At 63.3% G+C, this 23,477-nt stretch carries 21 protein-coding genes and 1 riboswitch; of the genes, 15 read left to right on the top strand and 6 right to left on the bottom strand.

The window, feature by feature from the left end; translation table 11 throughout:
* The 9 genes from IB277_RS11240 to IB277_RS11200 all read left to right on the top strand — a co-directional run bounded on the left by IB277_RS11240 (position 1) and on the right by IB277_RS11200 (position 9,290).
* Entirely contained in the window at positions 1–1,518 is a 1,518-nt protein-coding gene (locus IB277_RS11240; RefSeq protein WP_089043419.1) for a glycerol-3-phosphate dehydrogenase, read from the top strand.
* 10 nt (positions 1,519–1,528) lie between these two features.
* Positions 1,529–2,581: a class II aldolase/adducin family protein gene (locus IB277_RS11235; RefSeq protein ID WP_192370994.1), complete on the top strand. Its 1,053-nt coding sequence runs from the start codon at positions 1,529–1,531 to the stop codon at positions 2,579–2,581.
* Positions 2,578–3,864 carry an FGGY-family carbohydrate kinase gene (locus IB277_RS11230; protein ID WP_090294333.1) on the top strand — a complete coding sequence of 429 codons (1,287 nt, stop codon included), beginning with the start codon at positions 2,578–2,580 and terminating at the stop codon, positions 3,862–3,864. Before IB277_RS11235 ends, IB277_RS11230 begins: the two co-directional genes overlap by 4 nt.
* Positions 3,861–4,712 (top strand): TIGR01459 family HAD-type hydrolase, encoded by an 852-nt coding sequence (locus tag IB277_RS11225; protein ID WP_210336539.1) that lies wholly within the window; start codon positions 3,861–3,863, stop codon positions 4,710–4,712. The genes IB277_RS11230 and IB277_RS11225 overlap by 4 nt, the downstream gene beginning before the upstream one ends.
* Positions 4,713–4,726: 14 nt before the next feature.
* Positions 4,727–5,665: a sugar phosphate isomerase/epimerase gene (locus tag IB277_RS11220; RefSeq protein WP_060582648.1), complete on the top strand. Its 939-nt coding sequence runs from the start codon at positions 4,727–4,729 to the stop codon at positions 5,663–5,665.
* Between the two features lie 100 nt (positions 5,666–5,765).
* Entirely contained in the window at positions 5,766–6,545 is a 780-nt protein-coding gene (locus IB277_RS11215; RefSeq protein ID WP_034792214.1) for a DeoR/GlpR family DNA-binding transcription regulator, read from the top strand.
* Entirely contained in the window at positions 6,542–7,309 is a 768-nt protein-coding gene (locus tag IB277_RS11210) for a triose-phosphate isomerase (RefSeq protein ID WP_060582649.1), read from the top strand. The genes IB277_RS11215 and IB277_RS11210 overlap by 4 nt, the downstream gene beginning before the upstream one ends.
* A gap of 42 nt (positions 7,310–7,351) precedes the next feature.
* A complete protein-coding gene (locus IB277_RS11205) occupies positions 7,352–7,795 on the top strand; it encodes an RpiB/LacA/LacB family sugar-phosphate isomerase (RefSeq protein WP_034792218.1) in 444 nt (147 codons plus the stop codon).
* A 211-nt stretch (positions 7,796–8,006) separates the two neighbouring features.
* Positions 8,007–9,290, top strand: a complete 1,284-nt coding sequence (locus IB277_RS11200; RefSeq protein WP_181432578.1) for a low temperature requirement protein A — start codon at positions 8,007–8,009, stop codon at positions 9,288–9,290.
* A gap of 425 nt (positions 9,291–9,715) precedes the next feature.
* On the opposite strand, the gene IB277_RS11195 is transcribed toward IB277_RS11200, so the two are convergent.
* From IB277_RS11195 to IB277_RS11170, 6 genes are all read right to left on the bottom strand, one after another.
* The gene (locus IB277_RS11195; RefSeq protein ID WP_090294331.1) at positions 9,716–10,189 is read right to left on the bottom strand and encodes a 6,7-dimethyl-8-ribityllumazine synthase; all 474 of its coding nucleotides are present in this window, start codon (positions 10,187–10,189) and stop codon (positions 9,716–9,718) included.
* 92 nt (positions 10,190–10,281) lie between these two features.
* Positions 10,282–10,431, bottom strand: a riboswitch (FMN riboswitch).
* Between the two features lie 123 nt (positions 10,432–10,554).
* Positions 10,555–11,616, bottom strand: a complete 1,062-nt coding sequence (locus IB277_RS11190) for an ABC transporter ATP-binding protein (protein ID WP_090294330.1) — start codon at positions 11,614–11,616, stop codon at positions 10,555–10,557.
* Between the two features lie 11 nt (positions 11,617–11,627).
* A complete protein-coding gene (locus tag IB277_RS11185) occupies positions 11,628–12,410 on the bottom strand; it encodes an ABC transporter permease (protein WP_034792271.1) in 783 nt (260 codons plus the stop codon).
* The gene (locus IB277_RS11180; RefSeq protein ID WP_034792273.1) at positions 12,407–13,288 is read right to left on the bottom strand and encodes an ABC transporter permease subunit; all 882 of its coding nucleotides are present in this window, start codon (positions 13,286–13,288) and stop codon (positions 12,407–12,409) included. Before IB277_RS11180 ends, IB277_RS11185 begins: the two co-directional genes overlap by 4 nt.
* A 183-nt stretch (positions 13,289–13,471) precedes the next feature.
* Positions 13,472–14,578, bottom strand: coding sequence for an ABC transporter substrate-binding protein (locus tag IB277_RS11175; RefSeq protein ID WP_034792275.1), 1,107 nt, complete (start codon positions 14,576–14,578; stop codon positions 13,472–13,474).
* A gap of 204 nt (positions 14,579–14,782) precedes the next feature.
* Positions 14,783–15,661: a MurR/RpiR family transcriptional regulator gene (locus tag IB277_RS11170; protein ID WP_034792277.1), complete on the bottom strand. Its 879-nt coding sequence runs from the start codon at positions 15,659–15,661 to the stop codon at positions 14,783–14,785.
* A gap of 175 nt (positions 15,662–15,836) precedes the next feature.
* On the opposite strand from IB277_RS11170, the gene IB277_RS11165 reads away from it, so the two are divergent.
* From IB277_RS11165 to IB277_RS11140, 6 genes are all read left to right on the top strand, one after another.
* The gene (locus IB277_RS11165) at positions 15,837–16,610 is read left to right on the top strand and encodes an N-formylglutamate amidohydrolase (RefSeq protein WP_082566243.1); all 774 of its coding nucleotides are present in this window, start codon (positions 15,837–15,839) and stop codon (positions 16,608–16,610) included.
* A 113-nt stretch (positions 16,611–16,723) separates the two neighbouring features.
* Positions 16,724–18,271 (top strand): amino acid permease, encoded by a 1,548-nt coding sequence (locus IB277_RS11160; RefSeq protein ID WP_034792285.1) that lies wholly within the window; start codon positions 16,724–16,726, stop codon positions 18,269–18,271.
* A gap of 192 nt (positions 18,272–18,463) precedes the next feature.
* Entirely contained in the window at positions 18,464–19,828 is a 1,365-nt protein-coding gene (locus IB277_RS11155) for a glutamine synthetase family protein (RefSeq protein ID WP_034792288.1), read from the top strand.
* Between the two features lie 84 nt (positions 19,829–19,912).
* On the top strand, positions 19,913–21,298 hold the full coding sequence (locus IB277_RS11150; protein WP_060605765.1) for an aldehyde dehydrogenase family protein: 1,386 nt from the start codon (positions 19,913–19,915) through the stop codon (positions 21,296–21,298).
* Positions 21,295–22,440, top strand: coding sequence for an iron-containing alcohol dehydrogenase (locus IB277_RS11145; protein ID WP_060515901.1), 1,146 nt, complete (start codon positions 21,295–21,297; stop codon positions 22,438–22,440). Before IB277_RS11150 ends, IB277_RS11145 begins: the two co-directional genes overlap by 4 nt.
* A gap of 238 nt (positions 22,441–22,678) precedes the next feature.
* The gene (locus IB277_RS11140; RefSeq protein ID WP_063891130.1) at positions 22,679–23,425 is read left to right on the top strand and encodes a ParA family protein; all 747 of its coding nucleotides are present in this window, start codon (positions 22,679–22,681) and stop codon (positions 23,423–23,425) included.
* The last annotated feature ends 52 nt before the right edge of the window (positions 23,426–23,477 follow it).

Raw genomic sequence — 23,477 nt, 5'->3', positions numbered from 1 at the left:
ATGGTGAGTTCCGAGACCGGAATATACGATCTGTTCGTCGTCGGCGGCGGCGTCAATGGTGCGGGCATCGCGCGCGATGCGGCCGGGCGCGGGCTCTCGGTGCTGTTGTGCGAAAAGGACGACCTGGCGCAGGGCACCAGCTCGCGCTCCGGCAAGCTGGTGCATGGCGGCCTGCGTTATCTCGAATATTACGAGTTCCGGCTGGTGCGCGAGGCGCTGATCGAGCGCGAGGTGCTTTTGGAGTCCGCGCCGCATATCATCTGGCCGATGCGCTTCGTGCTGCCGCATAACCCTCAGGACCGCCCGGCCTGGCTCGTCCGGCTCGGGCTGTTCCTCTACGACCATCTCGGCGGGCGCAAACGCCTGCCGGGCACCCGCAGCCTCAACCTTGCGACGGCGCCCGAGGGCGCGCCGATCAAGCGCGATTATCGCAAAGCGTTCGAATATTCCGACTGTTGGGTCGATGACGCGCGCCTCGTGGTGCTCAACGCGCTCGATGCCACTGCTCGTGGCGCCCGGGTGTTGACCCGGACCGCCTGCAGCGCGATCCGAAGGCGGGACGGGCTCTGGTTTATCGAGATGACCGACACGCGCACCGGCGCCAAGACCGAGGCGAGGGCGCGCTGTGTCGTCAACACCGCCGGTCCGTGGGTCAACGACGTCATCGGCCGGATCGGGGGCCTGAACTCCACCCGCAGCGTGCGCCTCGTCAAGGGCAGCCACATCGTCGTGCCGAAATTCTGGGAGGGGCGGCAGGCCTATCTGGTGCAGAACCCGGACAAGCGGGTCATCTTCATCAATCCCTACCAGAACGACCTGGCGCTGATCGGCACGACGGATATCCCCTACGAAGGCCGTCCGGAGGACGTGACCGCCGACGGCAACGAGATCGCCTATCTCTTGAAATCGGTGAACCGCTACTTCAAGCAGCAGCTGACGTCGGACGATATCGTCTACAGCTTCTCCGGCGTACGACCGCTCTATGACGACAATGCCGAAAACCCCTCGGCCGTCACCCGTGACTATATTTTCGAGGTCGATGCGACTGACAACCAGGCGCCGTTGCTCTCGGTCTTCGGTGGCAAGATCACCACTTTCCGCAAGCTTTCCGAACATGCGCTGGAGCGGCTGAAGCCGTTTTTCCCCAAGATGGGGCCGGCCTGGACGGCGAAGGCGCATCTGCCGGGCGGCGACATGGCGGCGGCCGATTTTGATCTGTTCCTGGGTGAGTTGAAGGCGCGCTATCGCTGGTTGCCATCGGATCTCGCCAAACACTATGCGCGGCTCTATGGCACCCGCACGCATGCGCTGCTTGCCGGCGCTACATCGCTTGATGATCTCGGCCCGGCTTTCGGTTCGCTCTTTCGCGAGCGCGAGGCGCGTTTCCTCATCGAAAACGAATGGGCGCTGACGGCGGCCGACATTCTCGACCGGCGCACCAAGCATGGCCTGCACATGACGCCGGCCGAGCGGCAGGCCTTTACTCATTGGCTGGACCGCCAGCAGGCCGCGGCCTGAAGGAGAACGGATGCGAAGTCTGGAATTCGAAGCGCTTCTCGATCTTTCGGCCCGCGTCGGGGCGGATCCGCTGCTGGTGCAGGGGGCGGGCGGCAATACCTCGATCAAGGAGGGCGGTACGCTCTGGATCAAGGCCTCGGGCCTGTGGCTGGCGCATGCGCGCCAGCGCGACGTCATGGTGCCGGTGGCGCTCGAGCCCTTGCTCAATGCGTTGGAAGCGAACGACCCGGCAACCGAGAAGGCGCAGGATTTCGTGATCGCCGAGCGTAACCCTTCGGGCCTGCGCCCCTCGATCGAGACCACCGTGCATGCGCTGATGCCGCAGAAGGTGGTGGTGCATGTGCACTGCGTCGAGACGATCGCGACGGCGGTGCAGACCAACGGTGCGGCGATCGCTGCTGAGCGGCTTGCCGGCTACCCCCATGTTTTCGTGCCCTATGCCCGCCCGGGCCTGCCGCTTGCAAGAGCGATCACTGAGCGGATGCAGGACAACACGTCGGTTCTGATCCTCGGCAATCACGGCCTGGTCGTCGCCGCTGAAACCGTGGTCGACGCGGCGATCCTGCTCACCGACATTACCCGCCGCCTGACCGGCACGCGTCGGCAGGCGCTGGCCGCCGATCTCGCGTCGCTCGGTCGGCTTGCGGTCGACAGCGATTACCGGCTGCCGGAGGACATTGCCCTGCATTCGGTCGCCGCCGATCTCGACAGTTGCCGGCTTGCTGCCCGCGGCAGCCTTTATCCGGATCACGTCATCTTCCTCGGCAAGGGGGTGGCGGTCGCCGCGCCCGGCGAGACCGCCCTTTCGATCGAGACGAAGCGGCGTGCGACCGGCGACAGCCTGCCACCCTTGCTGCTCTTCCCGGGCAAGGGCGTGCTCGTGCAGAAGGAGATTTCTGCCGGTGCCTTCGCCATGGCGCGGTGCCTTGCCGACGTGACGGCACGCATTCCGGCGGACGCACGGCTTCGCTACCTGACCGAGGCGGAGAATGCCGAGCTTCTCGGCTGGGACGCCGAGAAATACCGCCAGCAGCTCAACCGCGCCGGACAGGTGCTGCAATGAGCGGTGACAATCGCAAGCTGGTCGTCGGCATCGACCTTGGCACCTCGGGCGCCCGTGCGGTCGCGATGGTGGCGGATGGCACGGTCGTGGCATCGGGTGCAGCGAAGCTCTCGGCTTTTTCTGCGGATCACCGCGATCCGATCGGCTGGTGGAAGGCCGTGCAGGCGGCGCTCGAAGAAGCGCTTGGGGGTACCGACAGGCAGAAGGTCGTTGCACTTTCGATCGACGGTACATCGGGCACGATGCTGCCGGTCGATCATGCGGGCGCGCCGTTGGCAACGCCTATGATGTACAACGACCCGGTTGCCGACCGCGCACCGCTCGATGCGGTCTCTGCCCATGCGCCGCGCGAAAGTGCGGCCCATGGCGCCACATCCGGCCTTGCCAAGCTTCTCGCTTTCCAGACTGTGCCGGACGTGTTCCGGGTGATCCATCAGGCCGATTGGCTGTCCGGGCATTTCACCGGGCTCTACGATGTCTCCGATGAGAACAATGCGCTGAAGACCGGCTACGATCCCGTGTCGCGGTCCTGGCCCGATTGGATGGAAAAGACCGGCGCCCGCGTCGAACTGCTGCCGGATGTGCTGCCGGCCGGTGCGCCGATCGCGACGATCTCGCCGGAAGCGGCCGAAGCCTTCGGGCTTTCAAGCGAGGTGGTGGTCGTTGCCGGCACCACGGACGGATGCGCCTCGTTTCTCGCCACTGGCGCCGATCGACCGGGCGACGGCGTCAGCGCGCTCGGCACGACGCTGACAGTGAAGATGCTGTCCGACCGTCCGCTGTTTGCGCCGGAATACGGGCTCTACAGTCACCGCATCGGCGAGATGTGGCTCGCCGGCGGGGCGTCCAATACGGGCGGGGTGGTGCTGGCCGAGCATTTCTCGCCGGAGCGGATCGCTGCACTTTCGGCCGGGATCGATCCGGCCGTCGACACCGGGCTCGATTATTATCCGCTGGTGAAGCCCGGCGAGCGCTTCCCAATCGCCGATCCGGATTTCGCCCCGCGCATGAGCCCGCGGCCGGCCGATGACGCGACCTTCCTCAAGGCAATCTTCGAGGGCATCGCCGGCGTCGAGAGCCTCGCCTATCAGCGGCTGGCGTCGCTTGGCGGACCGGGGCTCCGATCGCTTCGCAGTGTTGGCGGCGGCGCCAAGAACGCGGCCTGGAGCGCGATCCGGGCGCGCAAGCTCGGCGTGCCGTTCCTGCCCGTCCTGTCCGAGGAGGCGGCGGCCGGCACGGCACGGCTGGCGCTGGCCGGTGCCAGAAAGGCTGGTGTGCTGTGACGTTTGCTCAAACGACTGCGATCGCGGGACTTGGCGAGATTGCCGATCGCTACGACGCCTTCCTGATCGATCAGTTCGGCGTGCTGCGCGATGGCCGCGGGCCCTATCCGGGTGCGGCCGAAACGCTGGTCAAGCTGAGGGATGCGGGAAAGCGCATCATCATCCTCTCGAATTCCGGCAAGCGCTCGGCGGAAAACGACCGTCGCCTCGTCGATCTCGGTTTCGTCGCGGGGAGCTGGGATTGGTTCCTGACCTCGGGCGAGGTCGCCTGGCAGATTCTCAGGCGGGAGGGCGAGGGTGCCACCGGTGGGCGGCGCAAGTGCCTGCTGATCAGTCGCGACGGTGACCTCTCGCCGCTGACGGGGTTAGACCTCGAACGCACGGCCAATGGTGCCGATGCCGATTTCGTGCTGCTCGCAGCGAGCGAGGGCGATGTCCATCCGCTTTCCCACTACGAGGCGCTTTTGGCGCCGGCCGCCAGACGCGGCGTGCCCTGTCTCTGCACCAATCCGGACAAGGTGATGCTGACCAAGGAAGGTACCGCCTTCGGCGCCGGGCGTATCGCCGAGCTCTACGAAGAGCTTGGCGGCGGTGTGCGCTGGATCGGCAAGCCCTTTGCCGACATCTATGCAGCCGCGCTGGAATTCCTCGGCCATCCGGATCCGACGCGTGTCTGCGCGATCGGCGACAGCATCGAGCATGACATTGCCGGTGCCGCGAGCGCGGGACTTCACTCGATACTGGTGACGACGGGGATCCTGGAGCGCGCCTCGGACGCGGAGCGCCGCAAGCTCTTTGCCGAACACGGCGCCAACCCCGATTTCATCCTTCCGAAATTTCTCTGGTAGCCGGGAGTAAGGTCGTGGCCTTCACGCTGTCGCTCAACACCAATCCGCTGGTCAACCGCTTCGCCGAGCCTGACGACCTGATCGACACGATCGCCGAGAAGATCCGCATCGGCTACGTTCAGCTCACCCACGAGTTCGTCAATCCCGGCTGGCCGGCGGCAACGATCGCCAAGACCGTCAGGCAGTTTCGTCGGGCGCTCGACCGTACCGGCGTGAAGATCACCTCCGGCATGACCGGCCCCTATGGTCGGCTCAATCATTTCGGCCATCCGGACCCGGATGTCAGGCGCTACTATGTCGACTGGTTCAAGACCTTCGCCGATATCTCCGCCGAACTTGGCGCCTCGGGCATGGGCACGCAGTTCGCGATCTTCACGCTTCGCGATTACGACGACCCGTCGCGGCGCGAGGCGATGATGCGGATCGCCATCGACTGCTGGCGCGAAGTTGCCGAGCACGGCAAGGCGGCGGGGCTCTCCTATGTCTTCTGGGAGCCGATGTCGGTCGGGCGCGAGTTCGGCCACACGATCGAGGAATGCCGTGCGCTCGACCGGCGGCTCGCCGAAGCCCACTTGCCGATCCCGATGAAGATGATGGTCGATATCGACCACGGCGACGTCACCTCCGACAACCCCGACGACATCGATCCCTATGCCTGGGCGGCGGCGTTCCCTGAGCGCTCGCCGATCATCCACATCAAGCAATCCTCGATGAACAAGGGCGGTCATTGGCCGTTCACCGCCGCCTATAACCGCGACGGCCGCATCACGCCGGATAAGCTGATCGGCGCAGTCAAGGCCGGTGGCGGCACCGACAACGAGATCTGCCTGGAGCTTTCCTTCCGCGAACGCGAGCCGACGGACCACAACGTCGTCGAGATGATCCGGGAGTCGGTCGAATTCTGGGAGCCGCATATCGATACGGGCTTCAATCGCACAGGAAAATCACACTGAAAGATCACAAAATCACGTTGTGCAAATTGAAATATCACAAATAGGTGTTATCTTCTCACGGTGAGCGTGGTTGAGGCTGCGCGTGATCGGGACCGAGACGATGAAGCCGGAAGACAGGCGACAGGCGATCATGGATGTGCTGATGGAGGCCGGAACGGCCTCCGTCGAAGACCTCTCCTTGCGCTTCGGCGTCAGCAAGATGACAGTGCATCGCGACCTCGACGACCTCGAGCAGGCGGGCCTCTTGCGCAAGGTCCATGGCGGCGCCTCGATCCAGTCGAGCCCGCAATTCGAAAGCGATTTCCGCTACCGCGAAAAGATCGCCATCTCCGAAAAGCGACGGATCGCCGAACATGCGGCGAGCCTGATCGAGCCGGGGCAGAGCATCCTCATCGACGACAGTTCGACCACCGGCGCGATCGCCGATTGCATCCGCGACATCCGGCCGCTGACGGTCATCACCAACAATCTCGGCGTGATCACCAGCCTCTCGGGTGCTGCGGGCATCAACGTCATCGCGCTTGGCGGTCAGTACAGCAAGAAGTTCAACGGCTTCTTCGGCATCGTCACCGACGAGGCGCTGCGGTCGCTGCGCGTCGATATCGCCTTTCTCTCCAGTTCTGCCATCGAAGGCACCACGGCCTTCCACCAGGACCAGGAGGTGGTGCAGGCCAAGCGCCTGATGGTGAAGGCGGCCAAGCGCAAATACCTCTTAGTGGACCACGACAAATTCGGGCGCTCTGCGCTCCATTTCCTGACCGGGCTCGATTCCTTCGACGCGGTGCTGACCGGCGCTGAAGTTTCGGCCGAACATGCCGCACCGCTCGAAGAGGCAGGCATCCGGCTGGTCAGGATCGACAATCTCAAGGAGAAAGCATGAGCAAGTCAGGCCTTTGGGTCGGCACCAGCTGGAAGATGAACAAGACGCTTGCCGAGGCGATGGTCTTTGCCGACGGCCTGGCGGCTGCCGACGCATCACGGGACGAGCGGATCCAGCGCTTTGTCATTCCGCCGTTCACGGCGGTGCGTGAGGTCAAGGCGCGACTTTCCGGCACCAGCGTCAAGGTCGGCGCGCAGAACATGCATTGGGACGATGCCGGCGCCTGGACCGGCGAGGTGTCGCCGCTGATGCTTGCGGATTGCAACCTCGATGTGGTCGAGCTCGGCCACAGCGAGCGGCGCGAGCATTTCGGCGAGACTGACCGCACCGTCGGCCTGAAGACGGCAGCCGCCGTGCGCCATGGTCTGGCGCCGCTGATCTGCATCGGCGAGACGCTTTCCGAGCGCGAAGCGGGCGAGGCGGATCAGGTGCTGAAGCGCCAGGTCGAAGGCGCGCTGGCACTTCTCGAAGGCGCGGCGAAGAAGGCGACGATCCTGCTGGCCTACGAGCCGGTCTGGGCGATCGGCGTCAACGGCATTCCGGCGACGGCTGACTATGCCGACGAGCGCCACAAGCGCATCGCAGAGGTGGCGGAAGCCGCCCTCGGCCGTCGCGTGCCGGTGCTCTACGGCGGCAGCGTCAATCCCGGCAATTGCGAAGAACTGATCACCCAGGCGCATATCGACGGCCTCTTCATCGGCCGCTCCGCCTGGGACGTCACTGGCTATCTCGACATTCTGCAGCGTGTCGCCAAGGCGATCTGAGCCCCCAGCCGTTGCAGCTCAAGAAGAAGGAAAGGAACAATCATGAAGATTGCAATCGGAGCCGACAGCGCCGGCAAGCCCCTGCTGGATGTCATTGCCGCCCATCTCGGTGGCCGCAGCGACGTGGAAGTCGTGGATCTCAGCCAGTCCGGCTTCTATGCGGACCTCGCACAGAACCTGGCGCAGCAGGTTGTCGAGGGCAAGCATGACCGCGGCATCCTGTTCTGCGGTACCGGCATCGGTGTATGCATCTCGGCCAACAAGGTGCCGGGCATCCGCGCGGCGCTGACGCACGACACCTATTCGGCCGAGCGGGCCGCCAAGTCGAACAACGCCCAGATCATCACCATGGGCGCCCGCGTCATCGGTCCGGAGCTTGCAAAGTCGATCGTCGACACCTGGCTCGCGTCCGAGTTCGACCCGAACGGCTCTTCGGCCGGCAATGTCGAGGCGATCAATCGCCTGGATGCCGCAAGAGCCGGTTGAGGAAAGGGGCGGGCGGCTTGCCGTCTGCATCCGGTTCCCGGTTCAAGGCCTACCTTATCTCGCGATGCCGTTGATCCTCCCTCAGGCATCGTGACGACGCGCCCGGCAGCGATGCCGGGCGTTTTCATGTCCGGTCTCCCGCTTCGCCTTGACGAAGCTTCTGCAAATATTTGAATATTCTTGCGGATCGTCAATTGAAGGGCGTAGCCGCATGAGTGAAACCACCCCGACCGAGCCGCATCAAAGCGCGCACCACCATGTGGCGCGCATGAGCGGTCGCGACACGCATGAACATCACAGGACGGCGACGACGCTCGAACTCTTGTTCGACCTGACCTTCGTCATCGCCTTTAGCCTGGCGGCTTCGCAGCTTGCTCATTTCCTGGCCGAAGGGCACTTCTTTTCCGGCCTCTTCGGCTTCGCGCTTGCGACCTTCTCCATCTGCTGGGCCTGGATCAATTTCAGCTGGTTTGCCTCCGCCTACGACACGGACGACTGGGTATTCCGCATCGTCACCATGGTGCAGATGCTCGGCGTGCTGATCCTTGCGATCGGCCTGCCGCCGATGTTCGAATCGATCGACAAGGGTGAGCATCTCGACAACGGCATCATGGTGCTCGGCTATGTCGTCATGCGGGTGGCAATGCTCTTCCAATGGCTGCGCGCCAGCCAGCAGAACCCGGCACGACGGGATGCCTGCATGGCCTATGTCAAAGCAATCAGCCTCGCCCAGCTCGGCTGGGTCGTTCTGATCTTCTTCGATTTCTCGCTGCTGGTGACCTTCGTCATGGTCGTGGGGCTGACGGCGATCGAGATGGTCGGCCCCTATGTCGCCGAGATGCGCTACGGCGGAACGCCCTGGCATGCCCATCACATCGCCGAGCGCTACGGGCTGCTCGCGATCATCGCGCTTGGGGAAGGGGTGGTCGGCACGGTCGCCTCAATCTCCGCCGTGGTCGAAGGGCAGGGCTGGAACCTCGATGTCGCGCTCGTCTGCCTCGCCGGTACGGGGCTCACCTTCGGCATGTGGTGGATCTATTTTCTGCTGCCGAGCGCCGAGATCCTGCACCGGCACCGTCAAAAACGCTCCTTCGTCTGGGGCTACGGCCACATGCCGATCTTCGCCTCGATTGTCGCGACTGGCGCCGGCCTGCATGTGGCGGCCTATTACATCGAGCACAAGGCGCATATCGGCTCGGTCGCAACGGTGCTGACCGTTGCGGTGCCCGTCGCGTGCTACATCGGGCTGCTCTATGCGATGTACGCCTATCTTATGCAGCAGGTGGAGCGGTTGCATCTCTGGCTGCTCGCGGGCACGGCAGTGGTGCTGGCCGCGTCAGTGGTCGCGGCCATGGCCGGGCTCGACATGGCCAAGTGCCTGATCATCCTGATGCTCGCGCCCGTCGTCACCATCGTCGGCTACGAGGTGGCGGGGCACCGGCACCGCGTGGCGGCACTGGATCGCAGCCTGCGCAAGAACGAGGCCGCGCATTGATTTTGCGAGTCGAAACAGTGCGTTGCCGGCTCAAGCTGGTGAGCCGATTCAGGTGGTTCAGAGGTTGATTCAAGCGCAGCGTTTGGCGCTGTTCGCCCCTGCCGCCGCCCCCTCACGCTAGCCTTCTCCCCGTAGGCGGGGAGAGGGAACGAGAACTGCCTCGGAGTTTGTGATGGACCCGAGTGGAAGGCCGTTCTCGGTAGCCCGGGGAGAGAGTTTGCGCGACAAGGGTGCCGCTTGTGTCCTTCTCGCCGCCCGCGGGGAGAAGGTGGCCGGCAGGCCGGATGAGGGGCATTCCCCTCACCGGGCGGATGAGGGGCAAGCCTTCACCGGGCGGATGAGGGGCAAGCCTTCACCGGGCGGATGAGGGGCAAGCCTTCACCGGGCGGATGAGGGGCGAGCCTACCTCAACCGCATCTCGCCGATCAGGCGTTGACGAGCGCCAGCTTGGCGCGGGCGTCGAGGATCTGGGCGCAGGCGTTGGCCGCCTCCGTACCCTTGGTAACGAAGTGCTCGCGGAAGAAGGCGATCAGCGGTTCGCTTTCCTGGAAATTGTGCGGCGTCAGTACGGCGGAAAGCACCGGCACACTGGTGTCAAGTTGCACGCGCATCATGCCGTCGAGCACGGTGCCGGCGACGAAATCGTGGCGGTAGATGCCGCCGTCGACGACGAAGGCGGTGCCGAGGATCGCGGCATAGCGGCCGGTCTTGGCCAGCGTCTGCGCATGCAGCGGGATCTCGAGCGCGCCGGGCACGTCGAAGATCTCGACGTCGGCTGCCGAGCCGCCAAGCTTCGTCCATTGCGTGACGAAGGCATCGACGCAGCGGTCGACGATATCGGCATGCCAGCGGGCACGAACGATCGCGATCTTGGCGGCGGGGTGGGAAAGAATGGTCATGGTCTCAAGCCTTTCAGGGTTTGGCGTTTCCAATGATCCCGTCGGGCGAACATGCATGCGCGCGAGGTCCCGTCGCGGGGACCCACGTTGCTGCTTGCTCTCTTCCATCCGGACTGTGACCGTCGGCTCCGGATTCTGACCGGATCTGCTGACCCCCAGGGCGAAACCCTGAGGCGCTCGCGGGCTTCGGCCTTTCGGCCGCTACCGCCGGTGGGGAATTTCACCCCGCCCTGAGAACAACGCGACTATATAGCGCGACCGCGCGCGGTCAAACGCACGGTGCGACGAAAATGCCAGAAATCACGACAGATTTTTCCAGTGTTTGGAGCCATCGGAAGAAATCGTTCCGATGGCTTCCAATCCGCTTACTCGCGGATGACCAAGAGGTCCTTGGCGGCAAAGCGCAGCGTGACATTGTCGCCGGAAACCGGCGGGGCCACACCCGGATTGTTGAACATGTCGAAGGAGATGACGTCGCCGCCGACGCGAAGGCGCGTGCGGATGACCGAGCCGAGGAAGCTCGTCGAGACGACCTCGCCGGAAAGCGACGTGTCGCCCGTGGCGCCCTCGGCGATCGAGCCCGCTTCGGGACGAAGCGCCAGCGAAATGCTGTCGCCGCCCTTCATGCCGGCAATCGGATCCTTCAGCGCGATCTGCTGGTTGCCGATCGTGACGGCACCCGCGGCCGGGTCCGCGACCTTGCCTTCGATGATGCTGAGCGTGCCGACGAAGGAGGCGACGAAACGCGTTGACGGCGTGTTGTAGATCTCGAAGGGGGTGCCGATCTGGTCGGCGCGGCCGGCATTCATGACGACGATGCGATCGGAGATCGACAGCGCTTCTTCCTGGTCATGGGTCACGAACACGGTGGTGATGCCGAGCTGTTGCTGGATCTGCCGGATTTCCTCGCGCAGCGACACGCGGATCTTGGCGTCGAGCGCCGACAGCGGCTCGTCGAGCAGCAGCACCTGCGGCTTGACCGCAATGGCGCGGGCAAGCGCAACGCGCTGCTGCTGGCCGCCGGAGAGCTGGTAGGGGAAGCGGTCCGCCAGGTGCTCGAGCTTGATCAGCCCGAGCATCTGCTTCACCCTCGCGTCGATCTCCGACTTGTCTGTACCTGCGACCTTGAGGCCGAAGGCGACGTTGTCATGCACGTTCATGTTGGGAAACAGCGCATAGGCCTGGAACACCATGCCGATGTTGCGCTGGTTGGGCTTCAGCGAGTTCTGGTCGCGGCCGTTGATGACGATCTTGCCGCTGGTCGGGCTTTCGAAGCCGGCGATCATGCGCAGGACCGTGGTCTTGCCGCAGCCCGATGGCCCGAGGAACGAGACGAACTCGCCCTTTTCGATGTCCATGTTGAAATCGTGCACGACGTGAACCGGGCCGAAGGACTTCTTGATGCTGGTGAGTGACAGGAAACTCATGGGTGCGGTCCTCAGGCCTTAGGAGGCGCGCTTTTTTGAAAGCGCGAGACGAGCTGGATGAGGCCGAGGCAGCCCCAGGTGATGCCGAATGCAATGACGGCGAGTGCGGCCGGTTCATAGGCGCGGTTGGCGCCCAGGAGCTGCATGTAGGGGCCGAAAGCCGGGCGGTTGAGCAAGGCCGCCATGGTGAACTCGCCGATGACGATGGCAAAGGTCAGGAAGGCGCCCGAGAGCACGGCGACGAGCACGTTCGGCAGAATGATCTTGGCAAGGATCGTCGTCCATCCGGCGCCGAGGCTTTGGGCAGCCTCGGTCAAGGTGGCGACGTCGATGGTGCGAAGGCCGGTGTCGACCGCGCGGTACATGTAGGGCAGCGCAAGCGTCGCATAGCCGAACATCAGGAGGATGTTGGTGCCGGTGAGCGAGCCCGTCAACGGCAGCCAGCTCGAGGTGTTGTAGAGCCGGATGTAGCCGAAGACGATGACGATCGCTGGGATGACCAGCGGCAGCAGCGTGATGAACTCGATGACGGGGCGCAGCCGCGGCAGCTTGAGGCGGACCCAGTAGGCTGTCGGCACGACGAGCAGAACACCGAAGAGGATGGTGAACAAGGCCTGCAGCACCGAGTAGGTGAAGGTCTCCTGGAAACGCGGGTCGGCGAAGACCTTCTGGTAAGCGTCGAAGGAGTATTCGCCGCGGCGCATCTTCAAGGAGAAGTTGGTCATGCCGATGAGCGGCAGGGTGAAATAGAGGAGGCCGAAAACGAGGGCTCCCCAGGCCCAGATCTTCTTCATTTCAGCCACCTTTCGCTGCGGCTGCGCAGCCAGATGTAGATCGCGTTGGCGATACCGGTGACGACGATCATGCCGAAGGCGAGCGCGTAACCGAGATGCGGGTTGCCGAGCACGTCGCCGCGGATCTGGGCAAAGAGCAGGATCGGCACGATCGAGAGCGACGAGCCGGTGAGTGCGATCGCGGTCGCAACGGCGCCGAAGGCATTGGCGAAAAGCAGCGCCAGCGTGCCGAGCAGCGACGGAAGCAGGATCGGGAAGGCGACCATGCGCCAGTATTGCAGGCCGGTGGCGCCGAGGATCTCGGCGGCCTCGCGCCATTCGCGCTTCAGGCCGTCGAGTGCCGGCGTGATGATCAGGATCATCAGCGGGATCTGGAAGAACAGATAGGTGACCGTCAGCCCCCAGAAGGACAGCAGGTTGAAGCCGAGCATCCGGAGGTCGAGCCCGAAGTTCGAGCGCAGGAAGACGGTGACGATGCCGACAGGTCCAAGCGTCGCGAGAAAGGCAAAGGCGAGCGGTACGCCGGCAAAGTTGGAGGCGACGCCGGAGAAGGTCAGGAGCGGTCCGCGGATCCCCTTCGGCAAGCCGCCGAAGACGATGGCGGACGCCATGGCAAAGCCGATCAGGCAGCCGAGAAGCGCCGAGGCGATGCTGATCTTGATGGAGATCCAGTAGGCAGCCAGAATCGAGGGCGTGAACAGGCCGCGGATGTTGTCGAGCGTGAAGCTGCCATCGGGCGTCTGAAACGCGCCGACCACGATCTTCATCGTCGGCAAAAGCAGGAACAGCGTCACGAAGGCGGCAAAGGGAAGAATGCCCAGCCAGTGAAGCGGTAGGCGACGCGCCGGCGGGCTGGCGTCGGGTTTAGCAGATGACATTCCGTTCGCGCCCCTGAAGCCGCGTTTTCCACGCGGGCGTTATCGATTGTTGCAAGCAAGAAGCGGGAAACCGACGAAGCCGCGCACGGCTCCCAGATCTCGCTCCAAGGACTTGAATTTCTTACGAATAACCTATGCGCCCCGACCGGAAAACCGGTCGGGGCGACATGTCTGTGGAAAGGCTTACTGAACGTTCGCGCCGACGACGGAATCCCAGCCGCCGGTGACGGCAGCCTTGTTGGCGTCGACTTCTTCGAGCGTCGGGAAGTAGGCCTTCTCGTAAGCGGCTGCCGGCGGCAGGGCGTCGATCAGCTCCTGGGGAACCTTGCCGGCCTTGACCATGGCGTTGAAGCGGGTCGGGTGGCAGAAGCCCTTGAGCCAGCCGAGCTGACCTTCGTCGGAGTAGAGGTGCTCCATCCACAGCTTCGCTGCGTTCGGGTGCGGCGCGTAGGCGGAGATGCCCTGAACGTAGACGCCGGCGAGAACGCCGCTGGCCGGAACGACGACTTCGGTCGGCGGGTTGCCGTTGAGCGTCTTTGCCCAGCCGAGCGCGTTGTAGTCCCAGGCAACGACGATCGGGGTCGAGCCCTGGGCGAGCGTGCCCGACTTGCCGATAACCGGAACGAAGTTGCCGGCCTTGTTCAGTTCGGCGAAGTAGCCGAGACCAGCTTCACCAGCTTCCTTGCCGGACTTTGCACCCTTGGCGAGGCCAGCGGCGAGAACGCCGAGGATCGCCTGGTTCGAGGCGCGGGGGTCACCGGCGAGAGCAACCTGGCCGGCATATTCCGGCTTCAGCAGATCAGCCCAGTCCTTCGGTGCGTTCTGGACGAGGTCCTTGTTCACGAGGAAGGACATGACGCCGTAGTAGTCGCCGTACCAGTAGCCTTCGGCGTCCTTGACGCTGTCCGGGATCTCGTCCCAGGTGGAGACCTTGTAGGGCTGCAGCAGGCCTTCGGCCTTCATCTGCGGGCCGAAGGCGAGACCGACGTCGACGACGTCAGGAGCCTGCGGGCCCTTGTTGTCCTTGTTGGCCTTGACGGCTTCGACTTCGTCGGCCGAGCCTGCGTCCGGGTTCAGTTCGTTGACCTGGATTTCCGGATACTTGGCCTTGAAGGAAGCGATGACGTCGCCGTAGCCGCACCAGTCGTGGGGCAGGGCGACGGTCGTCAGCATGCCTTCCTTCTTGGCGGCTTCGATGAGCTCGGCGCTCGGTTCGGCAGCGGCGATTGCCGTCGTCGCCAGGAAAATGGCGGTGGAGAGTGAAAGCAGGCGTTGGGTTTTTGAAATCACTGGAGTTCTCCTTATGGGTTTAGTCAAATTCGTGGGGTTTCAGTCGATTTCGGCGAAGCTGTTAAAGAGATGCGATGAAAGTAATGTGACAGGGGTTTATCCGTTCGCGCCGCGTATGTCGTTGGAAGAACATTTCTTTTTTGGCTTCGGCGGGCCACTGTCGCATAACTGCATGAAATCCTGTGAACGTGTCGGCGAATTCTCCTAGACCGGTTTGCGAAAGATGCGGGTGGAATCGAACAGGCCCTCGAGCGTCTTCATCCGATCCCGGGTTTCGTCCCAGTTCGAACTCTGAACGGCCTCGATCAGGGCCTCGATCAAGAACAGGATGACGACGGAGCTGTCCCAGGCGGACGGCACCTCGATCTGCGAGCGAAACACCCTTGAGGCGGACTTGGCGACCGGTGAACTCCAGCGATCGGTAAAAAGGATGATCTCGACACCCCGCTCGCGGGCGGATTTGGCAAGCGTCACCATCTCCTGCTCGTAGCGGCGAATGTCGAAGAGAATCAGTACGTCGCCCTGGCGCATGTCGAGCACGTAGTGCGGCCAGGCGCTGGCATTGGTGGCGATTTCGGTGACCCCCGGCCGAATGACCTGAAGGTGGGTGAAGAGATAATCGGCGAGCGAGCGGGTGATGCGGCCGCCGAGCAGATAGATGCTGCGCTTGCGGTCGGCGATCAGCGCGGCCGCCTCGTCGAATTCCTGCGGCTCGATCTGGGTCAGCGTCTCGCGCAGATTGCTGGTGATCGCGTCGGCAAAGCGGTTGAGCGTGTGGGTGCCGGGTGCATTGGCAGCCCAGCGGTCGTGCTTGGTGATCGGATTGGAAATCGTCGCTTCCAATTCCTGATGCAGCCTTGCCTGGAAATCCGGAAAACCGCGGAAACCGAGCTTCTGCACCATGCGGGCGACCGTCGGTGTCGAAACGCCGGCGTTCTCGGCAACCGTGGTGATCGAACCGAGTCCCGAAACGGGATAATTGTCGAGAAGCGTCTCCGCCAATTGCTTCTCCGCGCGGGTCAGCACGGTGAAGTGGGCGTTGATCACATCCGACACGGTGGTGGACGTCGCCTTGCTGCTCAAATTGTCTCCCCTGAACCGATCTTAAGCCGGTTTGTGACAGATTAAACATCGCTGTCACAATTGGAGTCAATCGCAATTTTGAAGAGATCGTTTCAGATTTTGATTGACATGCGTCATCCTCTGAAGAATTCTTTTCATTAACGAACGTCTAACGGGGCAAGAGGGGATGCCGGTGTTGACGCGACTTTTGACCGAAGCAGATGGCGATCCGGTTGCGATCGAGAACGCCGCAGGCAAGGGCGATATTGTGCTCGTCTGCGAGCATGCCTCGCGCCTCGTTCCCGAACGCCTGGGCACGCTTGGCCTCAGCGAACAGGCGCTCGAAAGTCATATTGCCTGGGACCCGGGTGCGCTTGCGGTTGCCAAGCTGCTCGCAACAAAGCTCGACGGGTCCCTGATCTACCAGCGCTTCTCCCGCCTTGCCTATGACTGCAACCGCCCGCCGGAAGCGGATGCGGCGATGCCTGCTGTCAGCGAGGTCTACGAGATCCCGGGAAACCGGACGATGTCGGCCGACGAGCGCCAGGCGCGGGTCGACGAGATCTATCGGCCGTTCCACGATGCCGTCGCCCGGTTCGTATCCGACCGCAAGGCCGCGGGGCGCCCGCCTGTTCTCGTGACGATGCACAGTTTCACGCCCGTCTATTTCGGCAAGCCGCGCGCCGTCGAAGTCGGCGTGCTTCACGATGCCGACAGCCGGCTGGCCGACCATATGCTCGCGACCGCCACCAAGGGGCAGGTTGCCTATGACATCCGGCGCAACGAGCCCTATGGGCCGGCCGACGGCGTTACCCATAGCCTGATCGAATATGGCGTCCACAACGGACTGCCGAATGTGATGATCGAGATCCGCAACGATCTCATTCGCAATGACATCGGCCAAAGGGTCATGGCCGATTACCTGGAAGGGCTGCTGCGCAAAGGCGCTGCGGCTGTTTCAGCACAATAAAAGACCCTGGGGAGCGGCGTTGCCGCGGTCCTGTTCCGGCCAACCGGGGCAGGTGGTTGATGGGACCCTGCCGCAATGGGGCGGTGTGGTCTGAAGAAATCAGGGGAAGAAAAATGTCGGACTACAGTGATTCAGACAAAAAGCAGGACATGAGCGTCCTGCACTCGATGGGCTATGCCCAGGAGCTCGAGCGGCGCATGAGCCAGTTCTCGAACTTCGCGGTGTCGTTCTCGATCATCTGCATTCTTTCGGGCGGCATCAACTCGCTCGCCCAGGCGACCGCCGGCGCGGGGGGCGCCGCGATCGGCATCGGTTGGCCGCTTGGCTGCTTCATCTCCTTGGTTTTCGCCGTTGCCATGGCACAGATCAGCTCGGCCTATCCGACGGCGGGTGGCCTCTATCACTGGGGTTCAATCCTCGGCAACCGCTTCACCGGCTGGCTGACAGCATGGTTCAACCTGCTCGGTCTCGTCACCGTTCTCGGTGCGATCAACGTCGGCACCTATTATTTCTTCATGGGTTCCTTCGGCACGCCCTATTTCGGCCTCGCCGATACGACTCTGACGCGCATCGTCTTCCTCGCCATCATCACCGGCGGGCAGGCGCTGGTAAACCACATGGGCATCGGGCTGACAGCCAAGCTCACCGACTTTTCGGGCTACCTGATCTTCGCGACGTCGATCCTGCTGGCGCTCGTGTGCCTCGTCGCAGCCGACAGCTACGACATCGCCCGTCTCTTCACCTTCTCCAACTACTCCGGTGAAGCCGGCGGCAACGTGTGGCCTCAGACCTCGGGCACCTGGGTGTTCCTGCTCGGCCTGCTCCTGCCGATCTACACGATCACCGGCTATGACGCTTCGGCGCACACCTCCGAAGAGACGGTCAAAGCCGCCCATTCGGTGCCGCGTGGCATGGTCTCGTCGGTGCTCTGGTCGGCGCTTTTCGGCTATATCATGCTGTGCTCGTTCGTGCTGATGATCCCGAACATGGATGAAGCCGCCAAGCAGGGCTGGAACGTGTTCTTCTGGGCGATGGATGCGCAGGTGCACCCCATCATCAAGGACATCCTCTATCTCGCCATCCTCGTCAGCCAGTGGCTGTGCGGCCTGGCAACGGTGACCTCGGTGTCGCGCATGATCTTCGCGTTTTCGCGTGACGGCGGCCTGCCGGCCTCCAAGGCGCTTGCCAAGGTGAGCCCGACCTACCGCACGCCGGTTGCCGCGATCTGGATCGGCTCGATCCTGTCGGTCCTGTTCGTCTGGGGCTCGTCGCTGGTCTCGATCGGCGAGACGCCGGTCTACACCATCGTCGTTTCGTGCACGGTCATCTTCCTGTTCTTCTCCTTCGCGATCCCGATCACCCTCGGCCTCTTCGCCTGGGGAACCTCGAAGTGGGACAAGATGGGTCCGTGGAACCTCGGTGAGAGCATGTTCAAGCTGTTCGCGGTGCTCTCGATCATCGCCATGGTGCTGATCTTCATCCTCGGCGTGCAGCCGCCGAACGACTGGGCACTCTACATCACCGTGGGCTTCCTGGTGCTGACCGGCGCTGTCTGGTTCGGCTTCGAGAGCCGCCGCTTCCGCGGCCCGCCGATCGGTGACGAAGTGGCACGCCGTCAGGCAGAGATCGCCGCTGCAGAGAAGGCCGTCGGCCAGATCTGATCAACGACAAAAGGGCGGAAGCGCGACCGCGACTTCCGCCTTTTCTTTGGGGCCGGACGAAATCGAAAACAATGTGCGCGGCTTCCGGCCCGCACTCCGCGCCAGACAATTCGAGCTGATCACGTTCACGCGGCCAAAAAATATCGTGACCTCAAGGGAACGGCCGCGTGACAAAACATGGGATGGAAGTTGATGAGCTATACGTTTGACGAGTTGAAGGAAGACGTCGCCGCCGGCCGCATCGATACGGTGCTCGCCTGCCAGGTCGACATGCAAGGCCGGCTGATGGGCAAGCGCTTCCACGCGCAGTTCTTCGTCGATGGCGCCTGGAAGGAAACGCATAGCTGCAACTACCTGCTGGCGACCGACATGGAGATGGAGACCGTTCCCGGCTACAAGGCGACAAGCTGGGAAAAGGGCTACGGCGACTATACGATGAAGCCGGACCTTTCGACGCTTCGCCGCATCCCCTGGCTCGAAGGCACGGCGCTGGTTCTCTGCGACATGCTCGACCATCACACCCATGAGGAAGTGCCGCATTCGCCGCGGGCGATCCTGAAGAAGCAGGTGGCGCGTCTCGAGAAGATGGGCCTCAAGGCCTATATGGCGAGCGAGCTCGAATTCTTCCTCTTCGACCAGTCCTATGACGACGCCCGCCAGTCCGGCTATCGCGATCTGCAGCTCGTCAGCGGCTACAACGAGGACTACCACATCTTCCAGACGACCAAGGAAGAGGACGTGATGCGGGCGATCCGCAACGGTCTCCAGGGTGCAGACATTCCGGTCGAGAATTCCAAGGGTGAGGCGTCGGCCGGCCAGGAAGAGATCAACGTACGCTATGCCGACGCGCTGACCATGGCCGACCGGCATGCGATCATCAAGAACGGTTGCAAGGAAATCGCCTGGTCGCGCGGCAAGGCCATCACCTTCCTCGCCAAGTGGAACTATGCGGCCGCCGGTTCGTCCTCGCATATCCACCAGTCGCTCTGGAGTGCGGACGGCAAGTCGTCGAAGTTCTACGACGAGAGCGGCAAATACGGCATGTCCGAGATGATGCGCCATTACGTGGCCGGGCTTCTCACCCATGCGAGCGAGATCACCTATTTCCTCGCCCCCTACATCAACTCCTACAAGCGCTTCATGGCCGGTACCTTCGCGCCGACCAAGGCGGTCTGGAGCAAGGACAATCGCACGGCCGGCTATCGTCTCTGCGGCGAAGACACCAAGGCGATCCGTATCGAATGCCGCGTCGGCGGCTCCGATCTCAATCCCTATCTCGCTTTCGCCGCTTTGATCGCGGCGGGCATTTCCGGTATCGAAAACAAGATGGAACTGGAAGCGCCCTTCGTCGGTGATGCCTATGGCGGCAAGGACGTGCGCGAGATCCCGCGCACGCTTCGCGATGCGACGGCCGCGCTGACGGAATCGAAGATGCTGCGCGCCGCCTTCGGCGACGAGGTCATCGAGCACTATGCACGGGCAGGGCGCTGGGAGCAGGAAGAATATGATCGCCGCGTCACCGACTGGGAGGTCGCACGCGGTTTCGAACGGGCCTGACCCGCGACATAATCATTCACAAGGATGGCCGTTCCTGACCGGAGCGGCCATCGCATCATTCGCAATGAAAGCAGGAAGACGATCATGAGCATGATCAAGTGCATTTCGCCGGTGAACGGCGAGGTCTACGCAGAACGCCCGGCGATGCCGCTGGACATGGCAAAGCAGGTGGTTTCCCGCGCCCGCCAGGCGCAGAAGGCCTGGGCGCGCCGTCCGCTCGACGAGCGCGTCAATCTGGTTCTGGCCGGTGTCGCGCGCCTCAACGAGATGGTCGACGAAGTGGTGCCGGAGCTTGCCTGGCAGATGGGCCGGCCGGTGCGCTATGGCGGCGAATTCAAGGGCTTCAACGAGCGCTCGAACTATGTCGCGACCATCGCCGCCGATGCACTGAAGCCGCTGGTGATCGAGGAGAGCGACCGCTTCGAGCGCCGCATCGCCCGCGAGCCGCACGGTGTCGTCTTCGTCGTTGCACCTTGGAACTACCCTTACATGACCGCGATCAACACGGTCGCGCCGGCGCTGATGGCCGGCAACACGGTCATCATCAAACATGCGAGCCAGACGATCCTCGTCGGCGAGCGCATGGTGCGCGCCTTCGTCGAGGCCGGCGTTCCCGCCGACGTCTTCCAGAACATCTTCCTCGACCACGAAACAACGGCGGCGCTGATTGCGGCCAGGAGCTTCGACTTCGTCAACTTCACCGGTTCGGTCGAAGGCGGGCGGTCGATCGAGCGCGCGGCGGCCGGCACCTTCACCGGTCTCGGCCTCGAACTCGGCGGCAAGGATCCGGGTTATGTCATGGAAGACGCGGACCTGGATGCGGCCGTCGACACGCTGATGGACGGCGCCACCTACAATTCCGGCCAATGCTGCTGCGGCATCGAGCGCATTTACGTGCATGAATCGCTCTACGACGCCTTCGTCGAGAAGTCGGTCGCCTGGGTTTCCAACTACAAGCTCGGCAATCCGCTCGATCCGGAAACGACACTGGGGCCGATGGCCAACAAGCGTTTTGCTGCCACCGTGCGCGAGCAGATCGCCGACGCCGTTGCCAAGGGCGCCAAGGCTCTGATCGACCCGAAGCTTTTCCCTGCCGACGACGGCGGCGCCTATCTCGCGCCGCAGATCCTCGTAAATGTCGACCACTCCATGGCCTTTATGCGCGAAGAGACCTTCGGCCCTGCCGTCGGCATCATGAAGGTGAAGAGCGACAGCCAGGCGATCGAGTTGATGAACGATAGCCAGTATGGCCTTACCGCATCGCTCTGGACCAGGGATGCCGAGCGTGCCGCGCGCATCGGCGCCGACATCGAGACTGGCACGGTGTTCATGAACCGCGCCGACTATCTCGACCCGGCGCTCTGCTGGACCGGCGTCAAGGAAACCGGCCGCGGCGGCTCGCTTTCGGTCATCGGCTTCCAGAACCTCACCCGTCCGAAATCCTATCATCTGAAGAAAGTCACCGCATGACCATCACCGCCAACTGGAGCTATCCGACGTCCATCAAGTTCGGTGCCGGCCGGATCAAGGAGCTTGCCGACCATTGCAAGGCGGTCGGCATGAAGAAGCCGCTGCTGATTACCGATCGGGGCCTCGCGCCGATGGCGATTACGCAAAATGCGCTCGATATCCTCGAGGCCGCCGGCCTCGGCCGCGCGATCTTTGCCGACGTCGATCCGAACCCGAACGACATCAATCTCGCCGCCGGCGTGAAGGCGTTCAAGGATGGAGGCCATGACGGCGTCGTCGCCTTCGGCGGCGGCTCTGGCCTCGACCTCGGCAAGTGCGTCGCCTTCATGGCCGGGCAGAGCCGCCCGGTCTGGGACTTCGAGGATATCGGTGACTGGTGGACGCGGGCGAGCGTCGAAGGCATTGCACCGATCATTGCAGTGCCCACCACCGCCGGCACCGGCTCTGAAGTCGGCCGCGCCAGCGTCATCACCAATTCGGCAAGCCATGTGAAAAAGGTGATCTTCCATCCGAAGTTCCTACCGGCAGTCACGATCTGCGACCCGGAACTGACGGTCGGCATGCCTAAGGTGATCACGGCGGGCACCGGCATGGACGCCTTTGCCCATTGCCTGGAAGCCTATTCCTCGCCCTTCTATCATCCGATGTCTGCGGGCATTGCGCTTGAAGGCATGCGGCTGGTGAAGGAATACCTGCCGCGCGCCTACAAGGACGGCACCGACATCGAGGCGCGCGCCAACATGATGAGTGCGGCCGCCATGGGTGCCGTCGCGTTCCAGAAGGGCCTTGGCGCCATCCACTCGCTGTCGCATCCGGTGGGCGCGATCTACAACACCCACCACGGCATGACCAATGCGGTCGTGATGCCGCCGGTGCTGCGTTTCAACCGTCCGGCGATCGAGGACAGAATAGTGCGCGCTGCCGCCTATCTCGGCATTTCCGGTGGCTTCGACGGCTTCTACGACTACGTGCTGAAGTTGCGCGAGGAACTCGGCGTTCCGGACAAGCTCGCAGCCCTCGGCGTTGGCACCGACCGGATCGACGAAATGTCGGAGATGGCGATCGTCGACCCGACGGCCGGCGGCAACCCGGTCGAGTTGACGCTCGACGCCGCGAAGAAGCTCTTCCGCGAGTGCATCTGACCAATTCCCGACGCCTTTGCCCCCCGGCGAAGGCGTCGGCCTATCGGTTTAGTTAGCCCAAAAATACCACTTGCCATTGCGGCGGATCTGTCACCTAATCGTCATCGAACTGTCACGTTTCGGGCTCGCGGAGCGTTTTCTTTACGCTTTGTTTACCGCGGTCTGGAACGCTTGCATTAGGGTGTGCGTATGTATCGGCCCGCGAAAATCCGGGCCTGCGTTGAGTTAGGGTCGACCGATGGCGATTGTATCCCTCGCGAATGCGAAGGGGGGAGCCGGCAAGACAACGGCAGCCTTGCTGCTTGCCTGCGAATTCGCCCGGCGCGGCGATCGCGTTGCGGTTCTTGATTGCGATCCACTCGCCTGCATGACCGACTGGTTCCGCCACGGCCGCAACGATGGCAATCTCTTCGTTCTCTCAGGTGTCGCGACAACCACGCTCAGCGATCATCTCCGGCGGCTGCGCGGTCAGGTCGAGCATGTGATCATCGATCTCTCCGGGGCGGCCGACGTGCTGGTGGCGCTGGCGATCGGTCTTTCGGACCTGACGCTGATCCCGGTGCAGGGCTGTGTGATGGATGCGCGCGGCGCCATCCAGGTGCTGGACCTGATCCGCCACATCGAGAACAACGCGCGCGCCAACATCAACCACGCGGTTCTGCTGACCCGGGTCAACCCGATCGTGACGACGCGGGCGATGCGCCGGGTCAAGCTGCTGCTTTCGGAGAACCGGATCCGGCTCGTCGACACCCCGCTGGTGGAGCGTACGGCCTTCCGCGAACTCTTTGAGCGGGGCGACACGCTTTCCTCTCTCGACCCCGCGAAGGTCAGCAACCTTGCCAAGGCGCAGGCCAACGCCCAGGCGTTTGCGAATGACGTGCTGACCCTGCTCAGCCCGACAGGCGAGGCGGTGCGGCACGGGCCGTTCTCGTCGATGTGCTATCGATCACAGCACGTGAGCGAACCGGCAGTTTTGCCGGTCTGAGGCCAGAACTCCAGCATTTTCATCACCATAGCAGTGTCGCTGGCACGCAGCC

Origin of the sequence: Ensifer sp. ENS07 (assembly GCF_014852185.1) — a bacterium.
Lineage (GTDB): Bacteria > Pseudomonadota > Alphaproteobacteria > Rhizobiales > Rhizobiaceae > Ensifer > Ensifer adhaerens.
Note: the sequence above shows the minus strand (reverse complement) of the source record. Positions and strands in the feature narration are given on the sequence as shown.

Bases quoted from the DNA above. Each gene is read 5' to 3' on its own strand.
- IB277_RS11240 (WP_089043419.1), top strand. From the start codon at position 1: ATGGTGAGTTCCGAGACCGGAATATACGATCTGTTCGTCGTCGGCGGC.
- IB277_RS11235 (WP_192370994.1), top strand. From the start codon at position 1,529: ATGCGAAGTCTGGAATTCGAAGCGCTTCTCGATCTTTCGGCCCGCGTC.
- IB277_RS11230 (WP_090294333.1), top strand. From the start codon at position 2,578: ATGAGCGGTGACAATCGCAAGCTGGTCGTCGGCATCGACCTTGGCACC.
- IB277_RS11215 (WP_034792214.1), top strand. From the start codon at position 5,766: ATGAAGCCGGAAGACAGGCGACAGGCGATCATGGATGTGCTGATGGAG.
- IB277_RS11210 (WP_060582649.1), top strand. From the start codon at position 6,542: ATGAGCAAGTCAGGCCTTTGGGTCGGCACCAGCTGGAAGATGAACAAG.
- IB277_RS11205 (WP_034792218.1), top strand. From the start codon at position 7,352: ATGAAGATTGCAATCGGAGCCGACAGCGCCGGCAAGCCCCTGCTGGAT.
- IB277_RS11200 (WP_181432578.1), top strand. From the start codon at position 8,007: ATGAGTGAAACCACCCCGACCGAGCCGCATCAAAGCGCGCACCACCAT.
- IB277_RS11195 (WP_090294331.1), bottom strand. From the start codon at position 10,189: ATGACCATTCTTTCCCACCCCGCCGCCAAGATCGCGATCGTTCGTGCC.
- IB277_RS11190 (WP_090294330.1), bottom strand. From the start codon at position 11,616: ATGAGTTTCCTGTCACTCACCAGCATCAAGAAGTCCTTCGGCCCGGTT.
- IB277_RS11185 (WP_034792271.1), bottom strand. From the start codon at position 12,410: ATGAAGAAGATCTGGGCCTGGGGAGCCCTCGTTTTCGGCCTCCTCTAT.
- IB277_RS11180 (WP_034792273.1), bottom strand. From the start codon at position 13,288: ATGTCATCTGCTAAACCCGACGCCAGCCCGCCGGCGCGTCGCCTACCG.
- IB277_RS11160 (WP_034792285.1), top strand. From the start codon at position 16,724: ATGTCGGACTACAGTGATTCAGACAAAAAGCAGGACATGAGCGTCCTG.
- IB277_RS11155 (WP_034792288.1), top strand. From the start codon at position 18,464: ATGAGCTATACGTTTGACGAGTTGAAGGAAGACGTCGCCGCCGGCCGC.
- IB277_RS11150 (WP_060605765.1), top strand. From the start codon at position 19,913: ATGAGCATGATCAAGTGCATTTCGCCGGTGAACGGCGAGGTCTACGCA.
- IB277_RS11145 (WP_060515901.1), top strand. From the start codon at position 21,295: ATGACCATCACCGCCAACTGGAGCTATCCGACGTCCATCAAGTTCGGT.
- IB277_RS11140 (WP_063891130.1), top strand. From the start codon at position 22,679: ATGGCGATTGTATCCCTCGCGAATGCGAAGGGGGGAGCCGGCAAGACA.